The 20,315-nt window shown below is 65.4% G+C and carries 17 protein-coding genes; 4 read left to right on the forward strand and 13 right to left on the reverse strand.

Going from position 1 to position 20,315, the window contains the following annotated elements:
* Window positions 1–55: 55 nt before the first annotated feature.
* Window positions 56–1,324, reverse strand: coding sequence for an EAL and HDOD domain-containing protein (locus V6M89_RS25680; RefSeq protein WP_332855865.1), 1,269 nt, complete (start codon window positions 1,322–1,324; stop codon window positions 56–58).
* A 105-nt stretch (window positions 1,325–1,429) separates the two neighbouring features.
* On the reverse strand, window positions 1,430–2,359 hold the full coding sequence (locus V6M89_RS25685; RefSeq protein WP_332855866.1) for a 23S rRNA (adenine(2030)-N(6))-methyltransferase RlmJ: 930 nt from the start codon (window positions 2,357–2,359) through the stop codon (window positions 1,430–1,432).
* A gap of 176 nt (window positions 2,360–2,535) precedes the next feature.
* Between V6M89_RS25685 and V6M89_RS25690 the strand changes: the two genes are divergently transcribed.
* Window positions 2,536–2,793 carry a hypothetical protein gene (locus V6M89_RS25690; protein ID WP_332855867.1) on the forward strand — a complete coding sequence of 86 codons (258 nt, stop codon included), beginning with the start codon at window positions 2,536–2,538 and terminating at the stop codon, window positions 2,791–2,793.
* Window positions 2,790–3,017 carry a hypothetical protein gene (locus V6M89_RS25695; RefSeq protein ID WP_332855868.1) on the forward strand — a complete coding sequence of 76 codons (228 nt, stop codon included), beginning with the start codon at window positions 2,790–2,792 and terminating at the stop codon, window positions 3,015–3,017. The genes V6M89_RS25690 and V6M89_RS25695 overlap by 4 nt, the downstream gene beginning before the upstream one ends.
* 58 nt (window positions 3,018–3,075) lie before the next feature.
* Here the strand turns inward: V6M89_RS25695 and aceA are convergent, their stop codons facing one another.
* The 4 genes from aceA to V6M89_RS25715 all read right to left on the reverse strand — a co-directional run bounded on the left by aceA (window position 3,076) and on the right by V6M89_RS25715 (window position 7,140).
* Window positions 3,076–4,371, reverse strand: coding sequence for an isocitrate lyase (gene aceA / locus V6M89_RS25700; RefSeq protein ID WP_332855869.1), 1,296 nt, complete (start codon window positions 4,369–4,371; stop codon window positions 3,076–3,078).
* Window positions 4,372–4,654: 283 nt separating this feature from the next.
* On the reverse strand, window positions 4,655–5,161 hold the full coding sequence (locus tag V6M89_RS25705) for a PEP-CTERM sorting domain-containing protein (RefSeq protein ID WP_332855870.1): 507 nt from the start codon (window positions 5,159–5,161) through the stop codon (window positions 4,655–4,657).
* Between the two features lie 223 nt (window positions 5,162–5,384).
* Entirely contained in the window at window positions 5,385–5,879 is a 495-nt protein-coding gene (gene rraA / locus V6M89_RS25710; protein ID WP_332855871.1) for a ribonuclease E activity regulator RraA, read from the reverse strand.
* 37 nt (window positions 5,880–5,916) lie between these two features.
* Window positions 5,917–7,140 (reverse strand): MFS transporter, encoded by a 1,224-nt coding sequence (locus V6M89_RS25715; protein ID WP_332855872.1) that lies wholly within the window; start codon window positions 7,138–7,140, stop codon window positions 5,917–5,919.
* Between the two features lie 94 nt (window positions 7,141–7,234).
* On the opposite strand from V6M89_RS25715, the gene V6M89_RS25720 reads away from it, so the two are divergent.
* A complete protein-coding gene (locus V6M89_RS25720; protein ID WP_332855873.1) occupies window positions 7,235–8,023 on the forward strand; it encodes an AraC family transcriptional regulator in 789 nt (262 codons plus the stop codon).
* 98 nt (window positions 8,024–8,121) lie between these two features.
* Window positions 8,122–9,045 (forward strand): GGDEF domain-containing protein, encoded by a 924-nt coding sequence (locus V6M89_RS25725; protein WP_332855874.1) that lies wholly within the window; start codon window positions 8,122–8,124, stop codon window positions 9,043–9,045.
* A 5-nt stretch (window positions 9,046–9,050) separates the two neighbouring features.
* Here the strand turns inward: V6M89_RS25725 and clpB are convergent, their stop codons facing one another.
* The 7 genes from clpB to V6M89_RS25760 all read right to left on the reverse strand — a co-directional run bounded on the left by clpB (window position 9,051) and on the right by V6M89_RS25760 (window position 20,304).
* A complete protein-coding gene (clpB, locus tag V6M89_RS25730; protein WP_332855875.1) occupies window positions 9,051–11,633 on the reverse strand; it encodes an ATP-dependent chaperone ClpB in 2,583 nt (860 codons plus the stop codon).
* A 100-nt stretch (window positions 11,634–11,733) separates the two neighbouring features.
* Window positions 11,734–12,210 carry a molybdenum cofactor biosynthesis protein MoaE gene (locus V6M89_RS25735; RefSeq protein WP_332855876.1) on the reverse strand — a complete coding sequence of 159 codons (477 nt, stop codon included), beginning with the start codon at window positions 12,208–12,210 and terminating at the stop codon, window positions 11,734–11,736.
* Window positions 12,207–14,669 (reverse strand): DUF349 domain-containing protein, encoded by a 2,463-nt coding sequence (locus V6M89_RS25740; RefSeq protein ID WP_332855877.1) that lies wholly within the window; start codon window positions 14,667–14,669, stop codon window positions 12,207–12,209. The genes V6M89_RS25735 and V6M89_RS25740 overlap by 4 nt, the downstream gene beginning before the upstream one ends.
* A 79-nt stretch (window positions 14,670–14,748) precedes the next feature.
* Entirely contained in the window at window positions 14,749–15,474 is a 726-nt protein-coding gene (locus tag V6M89_RS25745) for a hypothetical protein (RefSeq protein ID WP_332855878.1), read from the reverse strand.
* Window positions 15,475–15,625: 151 nt separating this feature from the next.
* Complete coding sequence (locus V6M89_RS25750) at window positions 15,626–18,034, reverse strand: bifunctional acetate--CoA ligase family protein/GNAT family N-acetyltransferase (RefSeq protein WP_332855879.1); 2,409 nt, start codon at window positions 18,032–18,034, stop codon at window positions 15,626–15,628.
* A 28-nt stretch (window positions 18,035–18,062) separates the two neighbouring features.
* Window positions 18,063–19,052, reverse strand: coding sequence for a DUF2804 domain-containing protein (locus V6M89_RS25755; protein ID WP_332855880.1), 990 nt, complete (start codon window positions 19,050–19,052; stop codon window positions 18,063–18,065).
* Window positions 19,053–19,062: 10 nt separating this feature from the next.
* Window positions 19,063–20,304 (reverse strand): winged helix-turn-helix domain-containing protein, encoded by a 1,242-nt coding sequence (locus V6M89_RS25760; RefSeq protein ID WP_332855881.1) that lies wholly within the window; start codon window positions 20,302–20,304, stop codon window positions 19,063–19,065.
* Window positions 20,305–20,315: the final 11 nt, after the last annotated feature.

Below are 20,315 nucleotides of genomic sequence, written 5' to 3' on the forward strand. Positions count from 1 at the left end.
TACTGAGCCGGCTATGGATGCGTTCCATGGATTCCCGCCTGCGCGGGAATGACATTCAGACGCCGCGGGTGTAGTCGGTGACCCACTCGATCGCGGCCAGCTGGATCGCGTACAGCTCGGCCGGGGTCAGCTCCAGCTGGTGCAGCAGCTGCGCCAGCAGCTTGCCGTCGCGGTTGCGCTCGATGTGCTCGATCAGGTTCAGCATGCTGCCGTAGTCGCCGCTGCGGTGCAGCAGCGCGGCGCGCACCTCGTCCAGCACGTTGACGCTTTCCAGTACGTCGCGCATGTGGATGGAGAACAGCGTATCCATCAGCGACATCACCCCCACCGTGAAGCCGATGTCGGCGCTGACGCGCTGCCCCGGCCGCAAATGCTCGACCATCAACTCCAGCGTCTTGCCGCGCGTGGTGGCCAGTTGCAGCAAGGGCGAGGTGAATTCCTGCGCGCCGCCGTTCTTCACGTACAGCAGGATCTGCAGCCAGCGCTTGAGCTGGCGCCTTCCCAGCACCATCAGCGCATGGCCGACCGAGTTGATGCGGTAGCGCGCGCCGACCGCCGGCGTGTTCACCAGCCGCAGCAGATTCAAGGTGATCAGCGCGTCGTGCTTGACGCTGCGTTCGATCTCGTGGCTGCTGGCATCGGTGTTGAGCAAATCCAGCAAATGCAGCACGCTGCGCTGCGACGGCGAAATCTTCTTGCCGCTGAGGATGACGGGACGCGCGAAATAATAGCCCTGGAAATATTCGAAACCCAGCTCCATGCATTGCTGGAACTCCTCCATCGTCTCGACCTTCTCGGCCAGCAATTTTTGATTGGGGTTCTTCAGCACGCGCGTCAGCGCCGGCAAGGTGCCGGGCTGCATTTCCTTGATGTCGACCTTGATGACGTCGCACAGCGGCTGGAATTTTTGCACGTCCTCGGACTGGCCGATCACGTCGTCCAGCGCAAACTTGAAGCCGGCCCGCTTCAGCTCGCGGATGCGGTCGAGGATTTCCGGCGTGGCTTTGACGGTCTCCAGGATTTCCAGGATGACCTTGTCGTTCGGCAGAAAACGGATGAAGTCGCTCATCAGGCCGACGGCGTCGACGTTGACGAAGGCCATCTGGTCGCCCACCACATGCTCCATGCCCAGCTCGGAAGCATGGGCGATCACGGTGGCGGTGGCCTCGGCGTCGTCGGTGACATAGGCTTCGTTGCGGACACGGGCGTCGCGAAAGAGCAGCTCGTATGCCACCAGCCGCTGTCCCCGGTTGAGGATGGGCTGGCGCGCAAGAAAGAAATTATCGGCGAGCTTGGACGGCATGGTGGACGGCGCGATCATCATGGGAAACTCCCAATCTGCAATCTGCTTTGATTCGGTTTGCCGTCTCAAGCGGCAATCCGCTAACTACGAGACTATACCCGCCTATACCGTCCTGACAATATTTTTCTAGCGCGTAACTGGCCGGCGCACCGCAGTGTTGCGCGTACCCGTCGGTTTGCCGCTCTCCAGCGTAAATCGGGCGCCGGAATCCTTGCCCAGCACCTTGACCAGGTAGGGCATGACTTCCTTCAACATCGGCTCCAGCGTGTACGGCGGGTTCAGGATGAACATGCCACTGCTGTGCAGGCCGAAGCCATCGGGCATCGGCGTGTTGGTGGTCAGCACGACGTTGAGCCAGTCGCTGCATTGCAGCTGCTTGAGCTTGTCTGCGAACTGGCGCGACTCCATGCGATGCAGCAGCGGATACCAGACCGCGTAGGTGCCGGTCGGGAAACGCACCAGCGCTTCGGCCAGCGTGTCCTTGACCTTTTTGTAGTCCTGCTTGTCTTCATACGGCGGATCGATCAGCACCAGCGCGCGGCGCGACGGCGGCGGCAACAGCGCCTTCAGCGCCTGGAAGCCATCGCCGCGAGTGACCAGCACGCGCTTGCCGCGCGTGGTCGAGCGGATGCCCTGCTGCGCGGCGTGCTCGTCGAGCTTGCGGAAGTTATCGGCCAGCAGCTTGGAATCGGCCGGATGCAGCTCGAACAGGCGCAGGCGGTCCTGCTCGCGCGCGACCTGGTCGGCGATGTAGGGTGAGCCTGGGTAGTAGCGCATCTTGCCGCTCGGGTTCATGGCGCGCACCAGGTCGACGTATTCCTTGAGCGGCGCCGGCATGTCGGTGCGCTCCCACAGCGGGCCGATGCCGGTGTCGTACTCGGCGTTCTTGGAGGCGAAGGTGCCGTCGAGCGCATAGACGCCGGCGCCGGAATGGGTGTCGATATAGCTGTAGGCGGTATCTTTCTGATTCAGATACTGCATCAACTGGATGGTCACGAAATGCTTCAACACATCGGCGTGATTACCCGCGTGAAAACCGTGGCGGTAACTCAACATAAGCTTGGTACTTCCTAAATTAGATGGTGCGGAACAATCCGGCATTATCCACTAGAAAGCGCCGCCCGCCAAAAAAGCGCCCATATCGTTTGCATCAAAGCGTGCACCAGCATGGTGATTAAGATGGAACAGCCGTGCTGCATCCGCAGGCGCGGCGTACTTTCATGGAGGAGATTATGGCATTCAATAACGTAGGTCCGCTGACCTTCCTGGCGCCGGGGCAAACGGCGTTCTGGAGCTACAGCTATCCCAGCGACCATGGCACGCAGTTCGCCTCGGCCGACGTCAAGGCGCCCAACCTGGGCGCGGTCCACATGGCGGACCAGCAAGGCAAGCGCAAGGAAAACAATGGCAACGCCACCTATTTCGTCCAGATCCACAACAAGGGCATAGGCGGCGCCTTCCACAACCTGCAAGGCGGAGGCATGGTATGAAAATGACGATCATCACGGACGACCAGAACAATATCCTGGGCGCGGTCCAAGGTCACTCGCTGACCGAAAAACAGGGTCAGGTGGAAGCCAGCGTGTCGTTCGCGCCCGGCCACACCACCCACATGCTGGAGGTTGACGACGACCTGGGCACCATCAACGACATCGACGACTTCCAGGGCCGCCTGAAACAGCATCTGCAACAGCACCTGGCCGGCAAGCCCTGACGAAACACCGCGGCGCTAGCCAGCTTGTTCCGCCCTGCGCCGCGCCTCCCTCACTTACTCAGGCAACCTTCCTGTCGAAGAATTGCTCGTCCTCGGTCGAACCGTGCAGCGCGGTGGTCGACGACTGGCCGTTCTGGATGCACTGGGTCACCGCATCGAAGTAGCCGGTGCCGACTTCGCGCTGGTGCTTGACGGCCGTAAAGCCCCTCTCGGCGGCGGCAAACTCCGCCTCCTGCAATTCCACGAAGGCCGACATCTGCCGCCGCGCATAGCCGTGCGCCAGGTTGAACATGCCGTAGTTCAGCGCATGGAAGCCGGCCAGCGTGATGAACTGGAACTTGTAGCCCATGGCGCCCAGCTCCCGCTGGAATTTGGCGATGGTGGCGTCGTCCAGGTTCTTCTTCCAGTTGAACGAGGGCGAGCAATTGTAGGCCAGCATCTTGCCGGGGAAGCGGGCGTGCACGGCCTCGGCGAACTGCTTGGCGAAGGCCAGGTCGGGCTTGCCGGTCTCGCACCAGACCAGGTCGGCGTACGGCGCATAGGCCAGCGCGCGCGAGATCGCCTGCTCCATGCCCGGCTTGACCTTGTAGAAGCCCTCCACCGTGCGCTCGCCGGTGCAGAATGGCTTGTCGTTGTCGTCCACGTCCGAGGTCAGCAGGTCGGCCGCTTCGGCGTCGGTGCGGGCGATCACCAGGGTCGAGGCGCCCATGACGTCGGCCGCCAGGCGGGCCGCGGTCAGTTTTTCGATGGCCTCACGCGATGGCACCAGCACCTTGCCCCCCATGTGGCCGCATTTCTTGACCGACGCCAGCTGGTCTTCGAAGTGCACGCCGGCGGCGCCGGCCTCGATCATCGATTTCATCAGTTCGTAGGCGTTCAGCACGCCGCCGAAGCCGGCTTCGGCGTCGGCCACGATGGGCGCGAAGAAATCGATGTCGTTCTTGCCTTCCGACCACTGGATCTGGTCGGCGCGCTGGAAGGTGTTGTTGATGCGCTTGACCACCATCGGCACCGAGTTGGCCGGATACAGCGACTGGTCGGGGTACATTTCGCCGGCCAGGTTGGCATCGCCGGCAACTTGCCAGCCGGACAGGTAGATCGCCTTCAGGCCGGCTTTGACTTGCTGCATGGCCTGGTTGCCGGTCAGCGCGCCCAGCGCATTGACGTAAGGCTCATTGTTGACCAGGTTCCACAGCTTTTCCGCGCCGCGCTTGGCCAGCGTGTGCTCGATCTGCAAGGAACCGCGCAGGCGCACCACGTCCTCAGCGGTGTAAGTGCGGGTGACACCCTTCCAGCGCGGGTTGCTGTCCCAGTCCTGTTGCAAGGCTGCGATCTGCTGTTCACGGGTTGCCATGGTGCTCTCCTATTTAAAAACGAAATCCGTTCAACAAATAGTAGACCTCTTTGTGCCATGCACCAATAGTCTTATATAAGATACATAACTAAATATTTTTCATTAAAAATCATGTACATAGCCATAATTTTCCATGATGCGAAACAGTATTTCTTGGAATGGAAGAGAAAAAGATATCCGCCAGTCATGCATTTCCGCGATGTGAAATGGAAGCCTCGCCAGATGAAAAAACACCCCGCAAGCCGCGCGGCTTACGGGGTGTCAATGAAATGCGGTGTAGGGATCAGGCTTTGCGGCGGCGCGCGGCAACACCCAGCAGGCCGAGGCCGACCAGCAGCATGCCGTAGGTTTCCGGCTCAGGAACGGCCACCACCGTGAAGTCGGTGGCGCCCATGTAAGCGCCCGTCATGGTGAAGTAGCTGATCGTCGCGGTGTTTTCCAGGAAACCGTGGAATTCACCCTGGTTCGTGCCGCCATTGGTCGTGAAGGTCAAGGTGGTCGACTCGATCAAGTTTGAACTCGCATCGTAGACTGCGATCGTCGCCGGGCCGAAGTAGTGCGGCGCGTAGTTGAAGAAAGCGCCCACGCCGCTGACAGCCTGGGTGAACGCCAGCACCATGGTGCTGGTCGAGTCGTTGGTACCAGCCATGGACAGGCCGCTCCACGAGCCATTGTCGGCAAAACCGTAGCCACCCGTGTAGCCGAAGACCGAATAGTTGTAAGCACTGCTCCAGTCCACACCCGGCGCCAGATTCTGCGGACCGGTACCAAAGTAATTCAACGCAGGCATCGCCAAAACTGTACCGCCCGGTAGTGACGTCACTTGGGCAGCTTGGGCGGTTAGCCCGGCGAGAGCGCACAACACAGCTAATGTAAGTTTTTTCATGGAGGACTCCTGATAATCCTGCGCCTGGAAATTGACGCATTGTAACTTTCACATGAAAACTTACTATTGTCAATATTCTATTGCAAAAATACCACAAATATTTCCATTTTGAAAATATTTTCCAGCTTCAGGCAAGCATTTGTTGTGCCACCAGAATGCCGTCGGCATCGGCATAGATCCAATCGCCCGGCTGCACCGGCACGCCCTGGATGTGGACCCGCACGTTGCGCTCGCCAACGCCCTTCTTGCTGCTCTTTTGCGGATGGGCGGCTAAGGCGCGCACGCCGATTTCGCAGGAATTGATCTCGTCGGTGTCGCGGATGCAGCCGTCGACGATGATGCCGGCCCAGCCGTTGTCCTGGGCCAGCAAGCCCAGCTGGCCGCCGACCAGCGCGCGGCGCAGGCTGCCGCCGCCGTCGATCACCAGCACATTGCCGCCGCCCTGGGTTTCCAACACCGACCGTACCAGCGCATTGTCCTCATGCACCTTGAGCGTGGTCACGCGGCCGGAAAAACGCCGCTGCTTGCCAAAGTGCAGGAACACCGGCGGCAGCACGGCCAGGCGCCCGTCCTCCAGCAGGTTGGCGTTGTCGTCGCATAAATCGGTGGTGGCAAAGCTCATGGCGGTCCCGTGCGTGTTGGTTAAGATAGCAACTATTCTATGCTGTTTTGGGCAAGCCCACCACGCGGGTCTTGCTGCCGACCCCGATCGCGGTCAGTATCACCAGCGCCTGGAACACGCCGATGCCGATGAATACGCCCGACGGATGGTTGGCGTCCATCAGCGCGCCGAACAGCAACGGCCCCAGCGCCAGCCCGCTGTCCAGGCCGGAATACACGACGCCGAACACGCGGCCGGTGGCGTTGGCCGGCGCCGCGCCGCGTATCAACAGATCGCGCGACGGCCCCGAGATGCCGGTCACCAGGCCGATCAGCCCCATCAGGACCACCGCCAGCCAGGCCGGCACCACGGCGGCGGCCAATACCAGCGCCAGCAGCGCCGCCGTGCCGAACGCCAGCATGATGATGCGATCGTGATGGCGGCTGCCGGCGCCCAGGAAGCCGCCGTACAGCATGCCCACCGCCGACGCCAGCATGTAGGCGGTGTAGGCCGTGGTGGCCCAGGCCAGTGACATGCCGTACAAGCTCACCAGGCTGGTGGCCGCGAAGCTCTGGATGCCGGCCAGCGCCACCGCCGAGATCAGGAAGAAGGCAAAGCACATCCACACCACCTGCAAGCGCAGGAAGCTGAACGCGCTGCCCTGGCCGCCGCCGGCCGCCATGGCCGCCGGCGCGGCGACCGGTTCCGGCCGCAGCGCGTGGCGGTTCCAGACCAGCAGCGCCAGCACCGCCAGCGGCAGAACGGCCGCGCTCAGCAGCGCCGTGCGCCAGTCCGTGCGTGCCGCCACAAAGGTCAGGAACAGCGGCGAAATCGCCCAGCCGATATTGCCGCTGATGCCGTGCACCGAAAAGCCATGCGCCAGCCGCGCCTTGGACACCCGCTGGTTCAGCAAGGTGTAGTCGGCCGGATGGAACACGCTGTTGCCGCAGCCGGCCAGGAAGGCACCCAGCATCAGCTGCGCGTAGCTGTGCGCGCTGGACAGCATCAGCGCCGACAAGCCCAGCAGCGCGATGCCGCTGAACAGCACCGTGCGCGCGCCGTAGCGGTCGACGACGAAGCCGGCCATCGCCTGCCCGACGCCGGAGACGGTGAAAAACACCGTCATCAGCAAGCCCAGCTCGGCATAGGAAAGATGGAATTCCGGCTTCAGCCAGGGGATCAACGCCGCCAGGATCACGTGATAAAAATGCGAAGTGCCATGCGCCAGCCCGACCAGGCCGATGACCCTGGCGTCCTGCCGCAGCAACGATGTGTCCTTCATGCCGCCTCCCCGTTTCAAAAAAAGAAAGCATAGTGTAAGCATATGGCGCCCGGCCGATTTAAGATAGCAGGTCAACATTTGTCGAGAATCCGCCATGCCGATACCGGTCGTCACCCACACACAATTCAACTGGGATTGCGACTTCCCCACTGCCGCCCGGCCGCTGACCATGTCCGGCCGCGACCTCCCCTCCGACGCCGTGTTGCTGCCGCACCACCACCCATGGGGCCAGTTCACCTACGCGATGCAGGGCGTGATGCGGGTGACAGCCAATCACAGCAGCTGGATCGTGCCGCCGCAGCGCGCCATCTGGATCGCGCCGGATGTCGTGCACGCCGTCACGGTGCTGGAGCCGACCCGGCTGCGGCCCTTGTGCGTGCACGCCAGCCGCTCACCCTTCCCCGACGCCTGCAAGGTGGTCGAAGTGTCCAGCCTGCTGCGCGAGCTGATGGCCGCGCTGGAGCAGCACGACCAGGGCGAGCAGTCCGGCCGCGAGCGACTGCTGGGCGAGATGATCCTCGACGAACTGCCGCGCTGCGCCGGCCAGGCGCTGCGCGTGCCGCTGCCGGACGACAAGCGCCTGAAAACCCTGTGCGACGCGCTGATCGCCGATCCCGGCGCCGAGCACACGCTGGAAGGCTGGGCCGGCCAGGTCGGCGCCTCCGAGCGCACGCTGACCCGCCTGTTCGAACGCGAGCTGGGCATGAGCTTCAGCCAGTGGCGCCAGCAGGTGCGGCTGGCCCACGCGGCGCCGCTGATCGCGCGCGGCGTGCCGCTGTCGCAGGTGGCGGCGCAGCTGGGCTACGCCAGCCAGTCGGCCTTTTCCGCCATGTTCAAGAAGACCTTCGGCAGCACGCCGACAGCTTTTTTCGCTGAAAAATAGATAAACGGTCAAGTTTTCGAAAAATGCACCGTTAATGTTGTCTTGGACGAAAGTACGGTACATTAGTGGAAACTCAACAACTGGAAAAGCGGTATCGCATGACCGACGTGTCACTCTTCTCGAGCGAACAGATCGCAGCGCTGCTCGCGGCGCTGCCGGACCCGGCATTTATCCTGACGCGCAACGGCACCTACGCCGCCCTGTTCGGCGGCACCGACGCCCGCTACTATCACGACGGCAGCACCCTGGTCGGCAAGCGCATTCCCGACGTGCTGAACGCCGAAAAGGCCGCATGGTTCCTGGCGCAGATCGCCGTCGCGCTGGCCAAGAACGGCTTGCACGTGGTCGAATACCGGCTGGACCGCAAGGATGTGAAGGGCCTGGACAGCGACGGCCCGGACGACACCATCTGGTTCGAAGGCCGGGTGCAGGCGCTGGAATACCAGGTGCTGGGCGAGGACGCCGTGCTGTGGGTGGCCAGCAATATCACCGCCAGCAAGAAACTGGAGGCGCTGCTGCGCATGCAGAGCGAGACCGACTCGCTGACCGGCCTGCCCAACCGCCGCAAGCTGATGCAGGCCCTCGGCGACAACCACGAACTGCACGCCCGCTACAAGACGCCGGCCTCGGTGCTGATCTTCGACATCGACCGCTTCAAGGACATCAACGACAAATACGGCCACCTGAGCGGCGACAAGGCGATCCAGACCACGGCCGACGTCTGCCGGCGCGAGCTGCGCACCACCGATTTTCCGGCCCGGCTGGGCGGCGACGAATTCGTGATCCTGATGCCGCACACCAGTTGGGCGCAGGCGGTGCCGATCGCCGAGCGGCTGCGGCTGCGCATCGCCGAACAGTTGCGGGAACTGGGCACGCTGGACCAGGGCGCCACCATCAGCGGCGGCCTGAGCGAGATGCTGCCCGGCGACACCTCAAGCGAGGAAGTGTTGAAACGGGCGGACGATGCGCTGTACCGCGCCAAGCGCGACGGTCGCAATCGCATCGTCCACCACGGGGCTTAGCTGGATTAGCTGAAGTCCAGCTCGCCGTTCACGGCGTCGATGTGGATGGTGTCCTTGGGACCGAAGCGGCCTTGCAGGATCAGCTTGGACAGCGGGTTCTCGATCTGCTGCTGGATCGCCCGCTTCAACGGCCGCGCGCCATACACCGGATCGTAGCCCGCCTCGGCGATTTTTTGCAGCGCCGCCTCGGTGATGGTCAGCGTCATCTCCATCTTGGCCAGGCGTTGCTCCAGGATCGCCAGCTGGATCTTGGCGATGGCGCCGATGTTTTTCTCGTCGAGGCCATGGAACACCACGATTTCATCGATACGGTTGATGAACTCGGGACGGAAGTGCGAGCGCACCTCGGCCATCACCGCCAGCTTGACCACGCCGGGATCGGACTCTTCCATCGCCTGGATCTTGTGCGAGCCCAGGTTGGAGGTCATGATGATGACCGTGTTCTTGAAGTCCACCGTGCGGCCCTGGCCGTCCGTCATGCGGCCGTCGTCCAGCGCCTGCAGCAGCACGTTGAACACGTCCGGATGCGCCTTCTCCACCTCATCCAGCAGGATCACGCTGTACGGCTTGCGGCGCACGGCCTCGGTCAGGTAGCCGCCCTCGTCGTAGCCCACGTAGCCGGGCGGCGCGCCGATCAGGCGGGCCACCGAATGCTTCTCCATGAATTCGCTCATGTCGATGCGTATCATCGATTCCTCGGTGTCGAACAGGAAACCGGCCAGCGCCTTGGACAGCTCGGTCTTGCCGACCCCGGTCGGCCCCAGGAACATGAAGGAACCGTACGGACGGTTCGGATCCGACAGGCCGGCGCGCGAACGGCGGATGGCGTCGGACACGGCGGCGATCGCCTCGTCCTGGCCGACCACGCGCTCGTGCAGCTTCTCTTCGATGTGCAGCAGCTTGTCGCGCTCGCCCTGCATCATGCGCGAGACCGGGATGCCGGTCGCGCGCGACACCACCTCGGCGATTTCCTCGGCGCCGACTTCGGTGCGCAGCAGCTTGGGCTTGGCGGCCTCGCCGGCCTTCAGGTTGGCGCTCTCGGCCTGCTTGAGCTGGGCTTCCAGCTCGGGCAGGCGGCCGTACTGCAATTCCGACACGCGCTGCCAGTTGCTCTCGCGCGTGGCCCGCTCCATCTGCAGCTTGACGCTCTCGATCTCTTCCTTGATGTGGGTGCTGCCCTGCACCACCGCCTTCTCGGCCTTGAGGATTTCCTCGTAGTCGTTCAGTTCGCGTCCCAGCTTGACGATCTCCTCGTCGATCAGGTCCTGGCGGCGGCGCGAGGCCTCGTCCTTTTCCTTCTTGACGGCTTCCTTCTCGATCTTCAACTGGATCAGGCGGCGTTCCAGCTTGTCCATCACTTCCGGCTTGGAGTCGATCTCGATCTTGATCTTGGACGCGGCCTCGTCGATCAGGTCGATCGCCTTGTCGGGCAGGAAGCGGTCGGTGATGTAGCGGTGCGACAGCTCGGCCGCGGCGATGATGGCGGCGTCCGAGATGGCGACCTTGTGGTGCAGCTCATATTTATCCTGCAAGCCGCGCAGGATGGCGATGGTGGCCTCGACCGACGGCTCGTCGACCAGGATCTTCTGGAAGCGGCGCTCCAGCGCGGCGTCCTTCTCGATGTATTTGCGGTATTCGTCCAGCGTGGTGGCGCCGACGCAGTGCAACTCGCCGCGCGCCAGCGCCGGCTTGAGCATATTGCCCGCGTCCATGGCGCCGTCGGCCTTGCCAGCGCCGACCATCGTGTGCATCTCGTCGATGAAGACGATGGTCTGGCCTTCGTCCATGGCCAGCTCCTTCAGCACCGACTTCAGGCGCTCCTCGAACTCGCCGCGGTACTTGGCGCCGGCCACCAGCGCCGCCATGTCCAGCGACAGCACGCGCTTGCCCTTGAGCGAATCGGGCACCTCGTTGTTGACGATGCGCTGCGCCAGGCCTTCGACGATGGCGGTCTTGCCGACGCCGGGTTCGCCGATCAGCACGGGATTGTTCTTGGTGCGGCGTTGCAGCACCTGGATTGCGCGGCGGATCTCGTCGTCGCGGCCGATCACGGGGTCGAGCTTGCCGGCGCGGGCGCGCTCGGTCAGGTCCAGGGTGTATTTTTTCAGGGCTTCGCGCTGGCCTTCGGCTTCGGCGTTGTCCACCTTGGCGCCGCCGCGCACGGTGTCGATGGCCGCTTCCAGCGATTTGCGGGTCAGGCCGTTTTCGCGCGCCAGCTTGCCGGCGTCGGATTTGTCTTCGGTCAGCGCCAGCAGCACCATCTCGCTGGAGATGAACTGGTCGACGCGCTTCTGCGCTTCCCGGTCCGCCAGGTTCAGCACGGAGACCAGCTCGCGGCCGGCCTGCACGTCGCCGCCGGTGCCGGACACCTTGGGCAGCCGCTCCAGCGCCGAGCCCAGCGCCTTGGTCAGGCCGCCGACATTGACGCCGGCGCGCTGCAACAGCGAGCGAGCGCTGCCGTCGTCCTGGTTCAGCAACGCGGTCAGCAGGTGGACCGGCTCGATGTACTGGTTGTCATTGCCTACGGCCAGACTCTGCGAGTCCGACAAGGCTTCCTGGAGTTTGGTGGTGAGTTTGTCTTGCCGCATGGAATTGCTCCGATAAATTTAACTTATCGCATACATAGGGGTATGCGATCCGTTTTCAAGGAGACGCCTATTTAAATCACAAATCCATGCGCTACATCAATTACGGCTCAATGCTCCACTTTTTCAGCGCGACATCGTCGCTGACGCGGGCGTCGACCCAGCGCGCGCCGGCCGGGGTTTGCTCTTTTTTCCAGAATGGGGCTTCGGTCTTCAGGAAGTCGATGATGTACTCGCAGGCGGCGAAGGCTTCGCCGCGGTGCGCCGACGTCACCGCCACCAGCACGATCTGCTCCAGCGGCTTGAGCGGGCCGACCCGGTGGATCACCAGCGCGCCGAACACCGGCCAGCGCTGGCGGGCCTGCTCGATGATGGCGAGGATGGATTGCTCGGTCATGCCGGCGTAGTGCTCCAGCTCCATTTCCGCCACGCTGGCGCCCTCGTTCAGGTCGCGCACCGTGCCGACAAAGTTGACGATGGCGCCCACCTTGGGGTTGCCGGCGCGCAGCTGCGCCAGCTCGGTGCTCAGGTCGAAGTCTTCGGTCTGGATGCGGACCTGGAAGCTATCGCCCGCGCTCATGCACGCTCCGCAGCGCCGATGCGGCGGAACAGTTGCTCGATGCGGCTGGCCGTGCGGTCGTCGGCCAGGGCCGGCATCGCGCACAGTTGCAGGTAGGCGGTGCCGGCGCTCTGCGGCTTCTGGCCGGACTTCAGCGACGATTGCAGCACTTCCACCTGCATCTTCAGGCGCTCGCGCGCGAACTCGGCGCCGCTGTCGACGCCGGCCACGATCTCCAGCCGCAGCACTTCATCGAGCAGCTTGGCGCGGTTGCGCTCCAGCTGCTCGGCGTAGGCGCTGCGTTTGCCATCTAATGCGCCCAGCGCCGCGTTGAAGCGGCCGTGCAAGGCGCGCTCGTACTCGGCGGCCAGCGGCGGCAGCGCCGACCAGCGCGACTGCCAGTCCGCGCCGTCGATGGCCGCGCCGTCGGCCGGCGTACCGATCGCGCTTTCCAGCGCCTGGCACAGGCGCAGCTTGTCCCGCAGCGCGTTTGCCTGGGCGGCGCCGGCGCGGCGCTTGATCGCGTCGGCCTGGGCCTGCACCGTCGCCACCGCCGCCTGATAACGCTGCGTAATGCGCGCTTCGGACGCGCGTGGCACGCCACCGGCGGCATGCCAGGCAGCCGAGGTGTCGCGCAAGATCTTGGCGATGGCCGCCAACTGCGCCTTGTCGTCGCCGCTGAAGGTAGCCGTTTCCAGTTCATGGCACAGCGCTTCGCGCGCGTGCAGGTGGGCCTTGCGTTCGTGGTCGGCGGCGTGCGCGGACTCCTTGCGCTTGGCGAAAATCGCATCGCAGGCGGCGCGGAAGCGTTGCCACAAGGCTTGCTCGATCTTGCGCTCCAGCGGCAGCGCCTTGGCCTGCTCCTGCCAGCGTTCCTGCAGGCGGCGCAGATTGTCCAGCGTGTGACGGTCGCTAGCCTGCATCTGCTCGGCTTCGGCAATCAGCAGTTCGCGCTTGGCGCTTTCGATCTTGCGCTGCTCGGACAACGGCGCCAGCATCTGCCCCAGCGCCTTGTCGAAGGCCTGGTCGAGCTTGCGCTTTTCCTTGCGGTCGATGGTGCCGAGGCGGCCCCACACCTGGCGCAGGCGCTGGCCGGCGGCGGCCACGTTCTTCAGGTCCGCGCCCTCGCTGGCCGCCGTGGCGGCCATGTTGCGGGTTTCGTCGATCAGCGCCTGGGCCTTGGCGGCGTTGGCGTGGCGCTCGTCGGCCAGTTGCTTGAAGTGGGCGGCGGCCGGCGCGTAGGCGGCGGTGCAGGCGCTGTCGAAGCGCTCCCACAAACTCTTGGGCGCATGGCCGGAAACGGCGTCCAGCGACTTCCAGCGCTCGCGCATGCTGCCGACTTTCTTGGCCAGCTCGCTCATCGCCAGGCCCAGCGCGGGCAGCTCTTCCACCGCCTTGACCAGCTCCTCGCGCGAGACGTTGCCGCCCCAGCGGGCCCAGTCGCCCAAGCGCTTCAGCTCGGCGCGGACGTGGTTCAGGCGGTCGGTCTGGGCCGGCGTCAGGCGGGTCTTGTGCTCCTTGAGCCATTTGTCGTGATCGGCGGCGGCGTGCAGCAAGCCCTGCTCCAGCGCGGCTTCCATCGCATCCAGCGTTTCCAGGAATTTCTTGTCGGTTTCCTTGGGCACGGCCGGCTTCTTCGGCTCGCGCGCGGCGCGCGCGGACGTTGGTGTAGCGGCGGCGGCTGGCGCGGCGGCCCGTGAGTCGGCCAATGAGTCGGCAGCAGGCGCGGCTTCCGGCACGGCGGCGGGACGCTGGCTGGCGGCCGTCAGCGCGGCACGGCTCTGCTCCAGCGCCTGCGCGAAATCGCTCAGCAAATGCTTGGGCAAGGCGTTGTGTTCCGGCGCCTGCTGGTATTCGGCCTGCGCGGCGGCATGGCGCTCCAGCGCCTGCTGCGCCTCTTCCGGCGGCAAGCCGGCGGCCGGCAGCTGACGCAGCGCCGCCATCGCATCGATGATGGTCCGCTGCAAATTGACTTGGGCTTCCAGCCGCGCAGCCAGCGCGGCGCGCGCGGTGGCGAACGGCTCGGCCAGCGCCGGCACGGCGGCGGTGACCTGCCATTGGCGGTCCAGGTCGGCGACCTGGTTGGGCGTCAGCTTCTCGTCCTGCAACAAGCGCCGGGCCTGGTCCAGGCAGGCTTGGGCTTTGTTCTGCTCGGCCAACTGGTAGCGGATCGCATCCAGCCGTCCCTGCATCAGCTTGGCGACGCGGCGGTCGGTATTGCGCATCGCCTGCAACACCTGCTCCAGATGGGCCTGGGACTGCACATGCTCGGCGGCGGCCAGGCGCACGCCGGCAAATTCGCTGTGCAGGATCAGTTCGACGGCGGCGGCCTCGTCCCCCGCCAGCGCGGCGGCGCGCTGCGCCTGCTCCTCGCGGCGGACGGCCGATGCGGCAGCGGCGGCGCCCTGCTCGGGAGTGGCCACGGCGGCCTGCTGATCGGCCGCCTGGTCGGTAGTTCGCTTGAAGATGAAATCGAACATGGATGCGCTATGAGATGGCTAAAACCACCATCATAGCAAAGCGAGGGGAATTTGCTCGATGCGTATGCTATTTGGGCGGTTATTTCATCGCCGGCAGCTGCCGGGTCGATCGGACAAGGGTGGCGGGCGCCGTGTGCGCCGCGCTTTCCTCGATACTTACTATCGGCAACACCTGCAAACCGGGGATGCTGATCTGGCCGTCGTCCACCACGCGGACCGCGCCGGCCAGGTTGCGCGCGGCCACAGCCTTGGGCTTGGCCGCCTCGACCGCCTCGACCGGAGTCAGGCCGGAACGTTTCATTTCTTCCAGATGCTTGTCGTGCATCATCAATTGATTCGCAATGGAAAACCACGTTTCGCCGGCGATGGCGTTGCGGGCGATGGCGAACAGTTCCTGCTCTTCCTTCTCCAGCCGCTTCAGCAGCGAGGTGCAAAAAGTTTCGATGCTGTCGCAAATCAGGTTGACCTGCTCGTCGCGCACTTCGGCCACCGAACCCAGCTTGTCTTGCAGCATGCGGATCGACAGCAGCGCCGACTGGTTCAGACGGTTGAGCTCGTCCAGCAGCTGGTCGGCGCGCTCGGTCGCCTCGCGCAGCGCGGGGATCAGATACATCTCGGTCTTGCGCCAGTGGCAGGCTTGGTACAGGCTGTTCAAATTCTCGCAGGCATATTCCAGCTGCGACAGGGTGATGCTGTTCTGATGCATCAGCGTGGAGCGCACATACTTTTGGAACGATAACAAACTGAGGCGGACACTTGCGTGCTCCACCGACAGTGCTACCAGAGTATATGTGGCAGTTAACATTCTGACTCCCAAAACTGAAGTTGCGCGCGCCCGGACGAGCGGCAAGACCGGAAGTAAAAGTGTAAATAAAGCCGACAAACACGCTTTGAGCTAGAACAAACCCAGGCCATGGCGCTATGCGTACCAATATATAACAACCCGGCCCCGAATGCTATCTTAAAGACAATTGAAGCCGCACCATGCCCGCTTCCGGGTGTGGCAAAACCACGCCGCCGAAATGGCGCACCAGTTTTTGCACGCCGAGATTTTCCGACAAGGCGTCGCCGACGATTTCCGCCGTGCCACGGCTGCGGAAATAATCGACCAGTTTCTGGAACAGGATGTAGCCCAGCCCCTGCCCTTTCAGGTCGGAACGCACGATGATGGCAAATTCAGCAGACTGATTGTCCGCATCGGCCACGGCGCGCACCACGCCCAGCGTTTCCGGTTCTCCGCCCGTGCCGTTGCGGGTGGCGATGAAGGCCATCGCGCGGTCGTAGTCGATCTGCGTCAGCCGCGCCAGCTGCGACGGCGGCAGCTCGCGCATGGCGGTGAAGAAGCGCAGCCGCACATCGTCCGGGTCGAGCGCGGCGAAGAGCACCTGGTGCTGCGGCGCGTCCTCCGGCCGGATCGGCCGCAGCAGGATGCGGCCGCCGCGCCAGTCCAGCTCCTGCTCCAGTTCCAGCGGATAGGGGCGGATCGCCAGCGTATTGTCGCTGCGCGCCGGCGCCAGCCGCACGCGCGCGGCCAGCGCCACCACGCCGCCGCCGATCGCCAGCAGCGGATTGAGATCGAGCTCCGCCAGCTGCGGCAAGTCCGCCACCATGTCGGCCACCTGCACCAGCGTGCGGCACAGCGCGTCGGCGTCGGCGGCGGTCTGGCCTTGCGCCAGCAGCCGCGCCACGCGGGTGCGGCCGACCATGTCGCGCGCCAGCACCATGTTCAGCGGCGGCAGGCCGGCGCTGCGGTCAGCCGCCACCTCCGCCGCGATGCCGCCCTGGCCGAAGAACACCACCGGCCCGAACACCGGATCGGTGGCGATCTGGATGCGGGCGGCGGCCAGCGTGGGGCCGGTCAGCGCGGCCTGCTGCGGCGTGGCCAGGGCGATGCCGTAGGCCGATAGCAGCTCGCGCGCATCCTGGTCGGACAACTCGCCGCGGCCGGCGGCCAGGGCGGCGATCACCAGCGCCTGGGCCGCCGCGCGTTCCGGCGCCGCGGTCGCAGGCAGGCGCGCCGGCACTTCCATCAGCAGGTCCTGATTGCGCCGGTACTGGGCGATTTGCAGGAAGCCGTGGATCGCCTTTTCCGGCGTGTCGTAGGTGGGCAGTCCGGCATCGGCGAACACCTGACGCGCGGCCGCCACCGAGCGTCCGCCCAGCCAGCAGGACAGCACGTTCTTGGAGGCGTTGCGCATCATCGGCGCCACCGCCGCCGCAATCAGGCTGCTGGGCACCATGGCGGTGGGCGCGTGCAGGAACAGCAGCGCATCGGCCTGGGTTTCGCGCAGCAGCGCTTCCACCGCGCTGGTGTAGCGCTCGACCGGCACGTCGGCCAGCAGGTCGACCGGATTGGTCAGCGGCGCGTCGGCGCGCTTCAGCAGGCGCAGGGTTTCGGCCGACAGCGGCGCCAGTTGCGCGCCGCTGCATTCGAGCGCGTCGGCCGCGATCAGGCCCAGGCCGACGCCGTTGGTCAGCACCGCCAGCCGCTCGCCGCGCTGCGGCCGCTGGCGCGCCAGCGTTTCGACGGCGTCGAACAAGTCCTCGGTGGAATGCACGCGCAGCATGCCGGCGCGGCGGATCGCGGCGTCGAACACCAGGTCGGCGCCGGGGGCGGCGTCGCGCCCCACTTTCAGCACGATCACCGGCTTGCCGCGCGCCGCCAGCCGTCCGGCCGACATGAACTTGCGCGCGCAGCGGACGTCCTCGATGCACAGCAGGATGGCCTCGGTGCCGGGATCGCCGGCCAGATAGTCCAGCAGGTCGCCGAAATCGACGTCGGCGCCCTCGCCCATCGCGACAAAGCGCGAGAAGCCGATGCCGCGCAGGCTGGCCCAGTCCAGCACCGCCGCGCCCAGCGCGCCCGATTGCGACACGAAGGCCAGCTTGCCGGGATCGGCGGCGAGATGGGTGAAGCTGGCGTTGAGCCCCAGCGCCGGCGATTGCAGGCCGACGCTGCCCGGCCCGAGGATGCGCAGCAGGTGCGGCTTGGCCGCGTCCAGCATCGCCTGCTGCAGGCTGCGGCTGCCGGCCTTGATATCGGCCAGCCCCGCCGTCATGACGATGGCGGCGCGGGTGCCGCGCGCGCCCAGTTCCGCCACCAGGCCCGGTATCGTTGATGGCGGCGAACACAGGATGGCCAGGTCCGGCGCCGCCGGCAAGGCCGACACCCGGGCGTAGCACGGTATGTCGTGCAGCACCTGGTGCTTGGGATTGAGCGGCCAGACGGCGCCGCCGTCGCGGCCAAAGCCGGCTTCCACCAGGTTGGCCAGCACGCGGGTGCCGATGCGCTGCGGGTTGTCCGATGCGCCGATCACGGCCACCGAGCGCGGTTGGAACAATCGATCGAGATTCCTGATGCTCATGACGGCCCTGCCTTTTTACCAGCGTGAATTACCAGCGTGAAGCGTGGTCCTCGGTCACGCCCATCATCTGCGTGACCATGCGTTTCGGTTGGTCGGGCGCGCTGCGCACCCAACCGGTGAAGGTGCCGATCGGCTGCAGATAGCGGCTGGCCGCCACCACCAGGTTCTTGTTGTCGCGGCGCGCGCCTTCCGGCGTGAAGTACAGCTCCAGCAAATCGTCCTCGGTGAAGATGTGCCACTGCGACAGCGGATCGCTGGCGTCGTAGATGAAGTGCACCGGCGCCAGCGCGTGCACCTGGCCGTCCAGCCACAGCGCGTTCTCGTTGCCGCCGAAGTAGCCCGACTGCAGATTGAAGCCCATCTCCAGGTTGTGCGCCGAGGCCCAGCGCCAGGCGGTGTTACGCGCCAGCAGGCCGTTGGAGTAATCGAAGCTGGCGACGCCGCCGGCCAGGTTGTAATCCTCGCGGAAGGTGCGCACCTCGCCGGTCAAAGGCAGGCCGGACGACTTCTGCGTCGCATGCACCGAGCCCCGCTCCACCGGCCCGGTGGCCAGCAGCAGCGGCGAGGCGCCGGGGCCGAATTCGGCGTCGATCTCCAGGTAGTCGCAGCGCAGCGTCAGGCCGTAACTGCCGTCGTCGCGGCTGTCGATGGCGATGCTGCTCTTGCGGGTCTTGAAGCTGCTCGACGCGCCGGCATGGTCGGCCAGCCGCGCCGACAGCCCGGGCAAGCCGTCCTGGCCGAAGTTGGCCAGCATGTCGCCGTCGCTGCGGTCGAAGGCGTAGGCGAAGGCGGTGCTGGTCCAGCCCAGATCGACGATGGCCACCGCGCAGAAAATCTGCTCGGTGCACAGCGCCACGTAATGCCAGCGCTTGTGGTGAAAGCGGCGCCAGAAACGGCTGCGCGCGAACGGCGCGGCCAGCTGGCTCCAGTCGATATGGCCAACCTGGCCGGCGTAGCGGCCGAACAGCGGCTGGCCGTCGGGGCTCAGCAGACTAGCGGGGGCGGCGGGCAAACTCATTGAACTCCCATCATGCAGTTTCCATTTCCTTGGTGTTGGTGGCCAACGCGGCGCGCAGCAGCGGCGCGAAACTGTCCGGCGTGGCCTGGGTGATCTGTACATCCGGGCATTCGTGCCAGTTGGCCAGGCGCTGCAAGGCGACGGCGACGTCGCGCGCGAAGCGGTCGCTGACGCGCACGCCCGGCTCCAGCACCAGCGATTTCAATTCGAACACGCCGCCGCGCCGGTGCGCCTTGGCGTCCACCCGGCCGACCAGCGCGCCGCGCCGCAGGATGGGCAGCGTGAAGTAACCGTAGCGGCGCTTCTCCGCCGGAGTGTAGCACTCCAGCCGGTAGTCGAAGCCGAACAGTTCCAGCGCGCGGCGCCGGTCCCACACCACCGGGTCGAACGGCGACAGGATGGTGGTCAAGGTCGGCGCCAGCGTGCCGGCGGCGGCCGCGGCCAGCAGCCCGGCGTGGTCGGGATGGACGTAGATAGGATCGTCCCAGTCGTCGACCCAGGCGCGCAGCAGCAGGCCCTGCTCCACCAGCTCGGCCGGATCGAGGCGCGGCGGCTTGGTGCGGAAGTAGTCGCTGATCCAGCCGGCGCGGGCGCAGCCCATCGCCTTGACCGCCTTCAGCACCAGCGCGCGGCGGGTGTCGTCCATGTGCGGCATGCGGCTGTCGTCCCAGCCGGGCAGTACGCGCTCGGCCAGGTCGTAGATGCGCTGGAAGTTCTCGCGCGCCGCGATCATCAGCGCGCCGGAGGTGAACAGCACTTCCAGCGAGCGCTTTTCCGGCTTCCAGCTCCACCAGCCGCCGCTCTGGCCGTCGGTGCGCTCGAAGTCCGAGGAGCGGGTCGGGCCGTTGGCGCGGATGTGGGCCAGCACGGCGTCGACGTCGGCGCGGCGTTCGACCATCCAGGTCTCGGAATACTTCCAGCCCATCGCGGCCGGGTCCAGCATGCGGTGGCGATACAGGCCGTAGTCCTCGATCGGCACGAAGCAGGCCTCGTGCGCCCAGTACTCGAACAGCTGGCCGGCCGCCAGCGCCTGCTCCAGCCACGGCTGCGGGTAGTCGCCCAAGCGGCTCCACAGCACCAGGTAGGGACTGCGCGCCACCACGTGGATGGTGTCGATCTGCAGCACGCCCATTTGCCGGATCGCGTCCACCACATCGGCCTGGCGCGCCTTGCGGCGGCGCGGCTGCAGCAGTCCCTGCGCCGCCAGGTGCAGCGCCCGTGCCGCGGCCAGGCTGATGATCAATTCGTTCATGAACGCTATTC

It is taken from the genome of Duganella sp. S19_KUP01_CR8, from assembly GCF_036688705.1.
GTDB lineage: Bacteria > Pseudomonadota > Gammaproteobacteria > Burkholderiales > Burkholderiaceae_D > Rugamonas.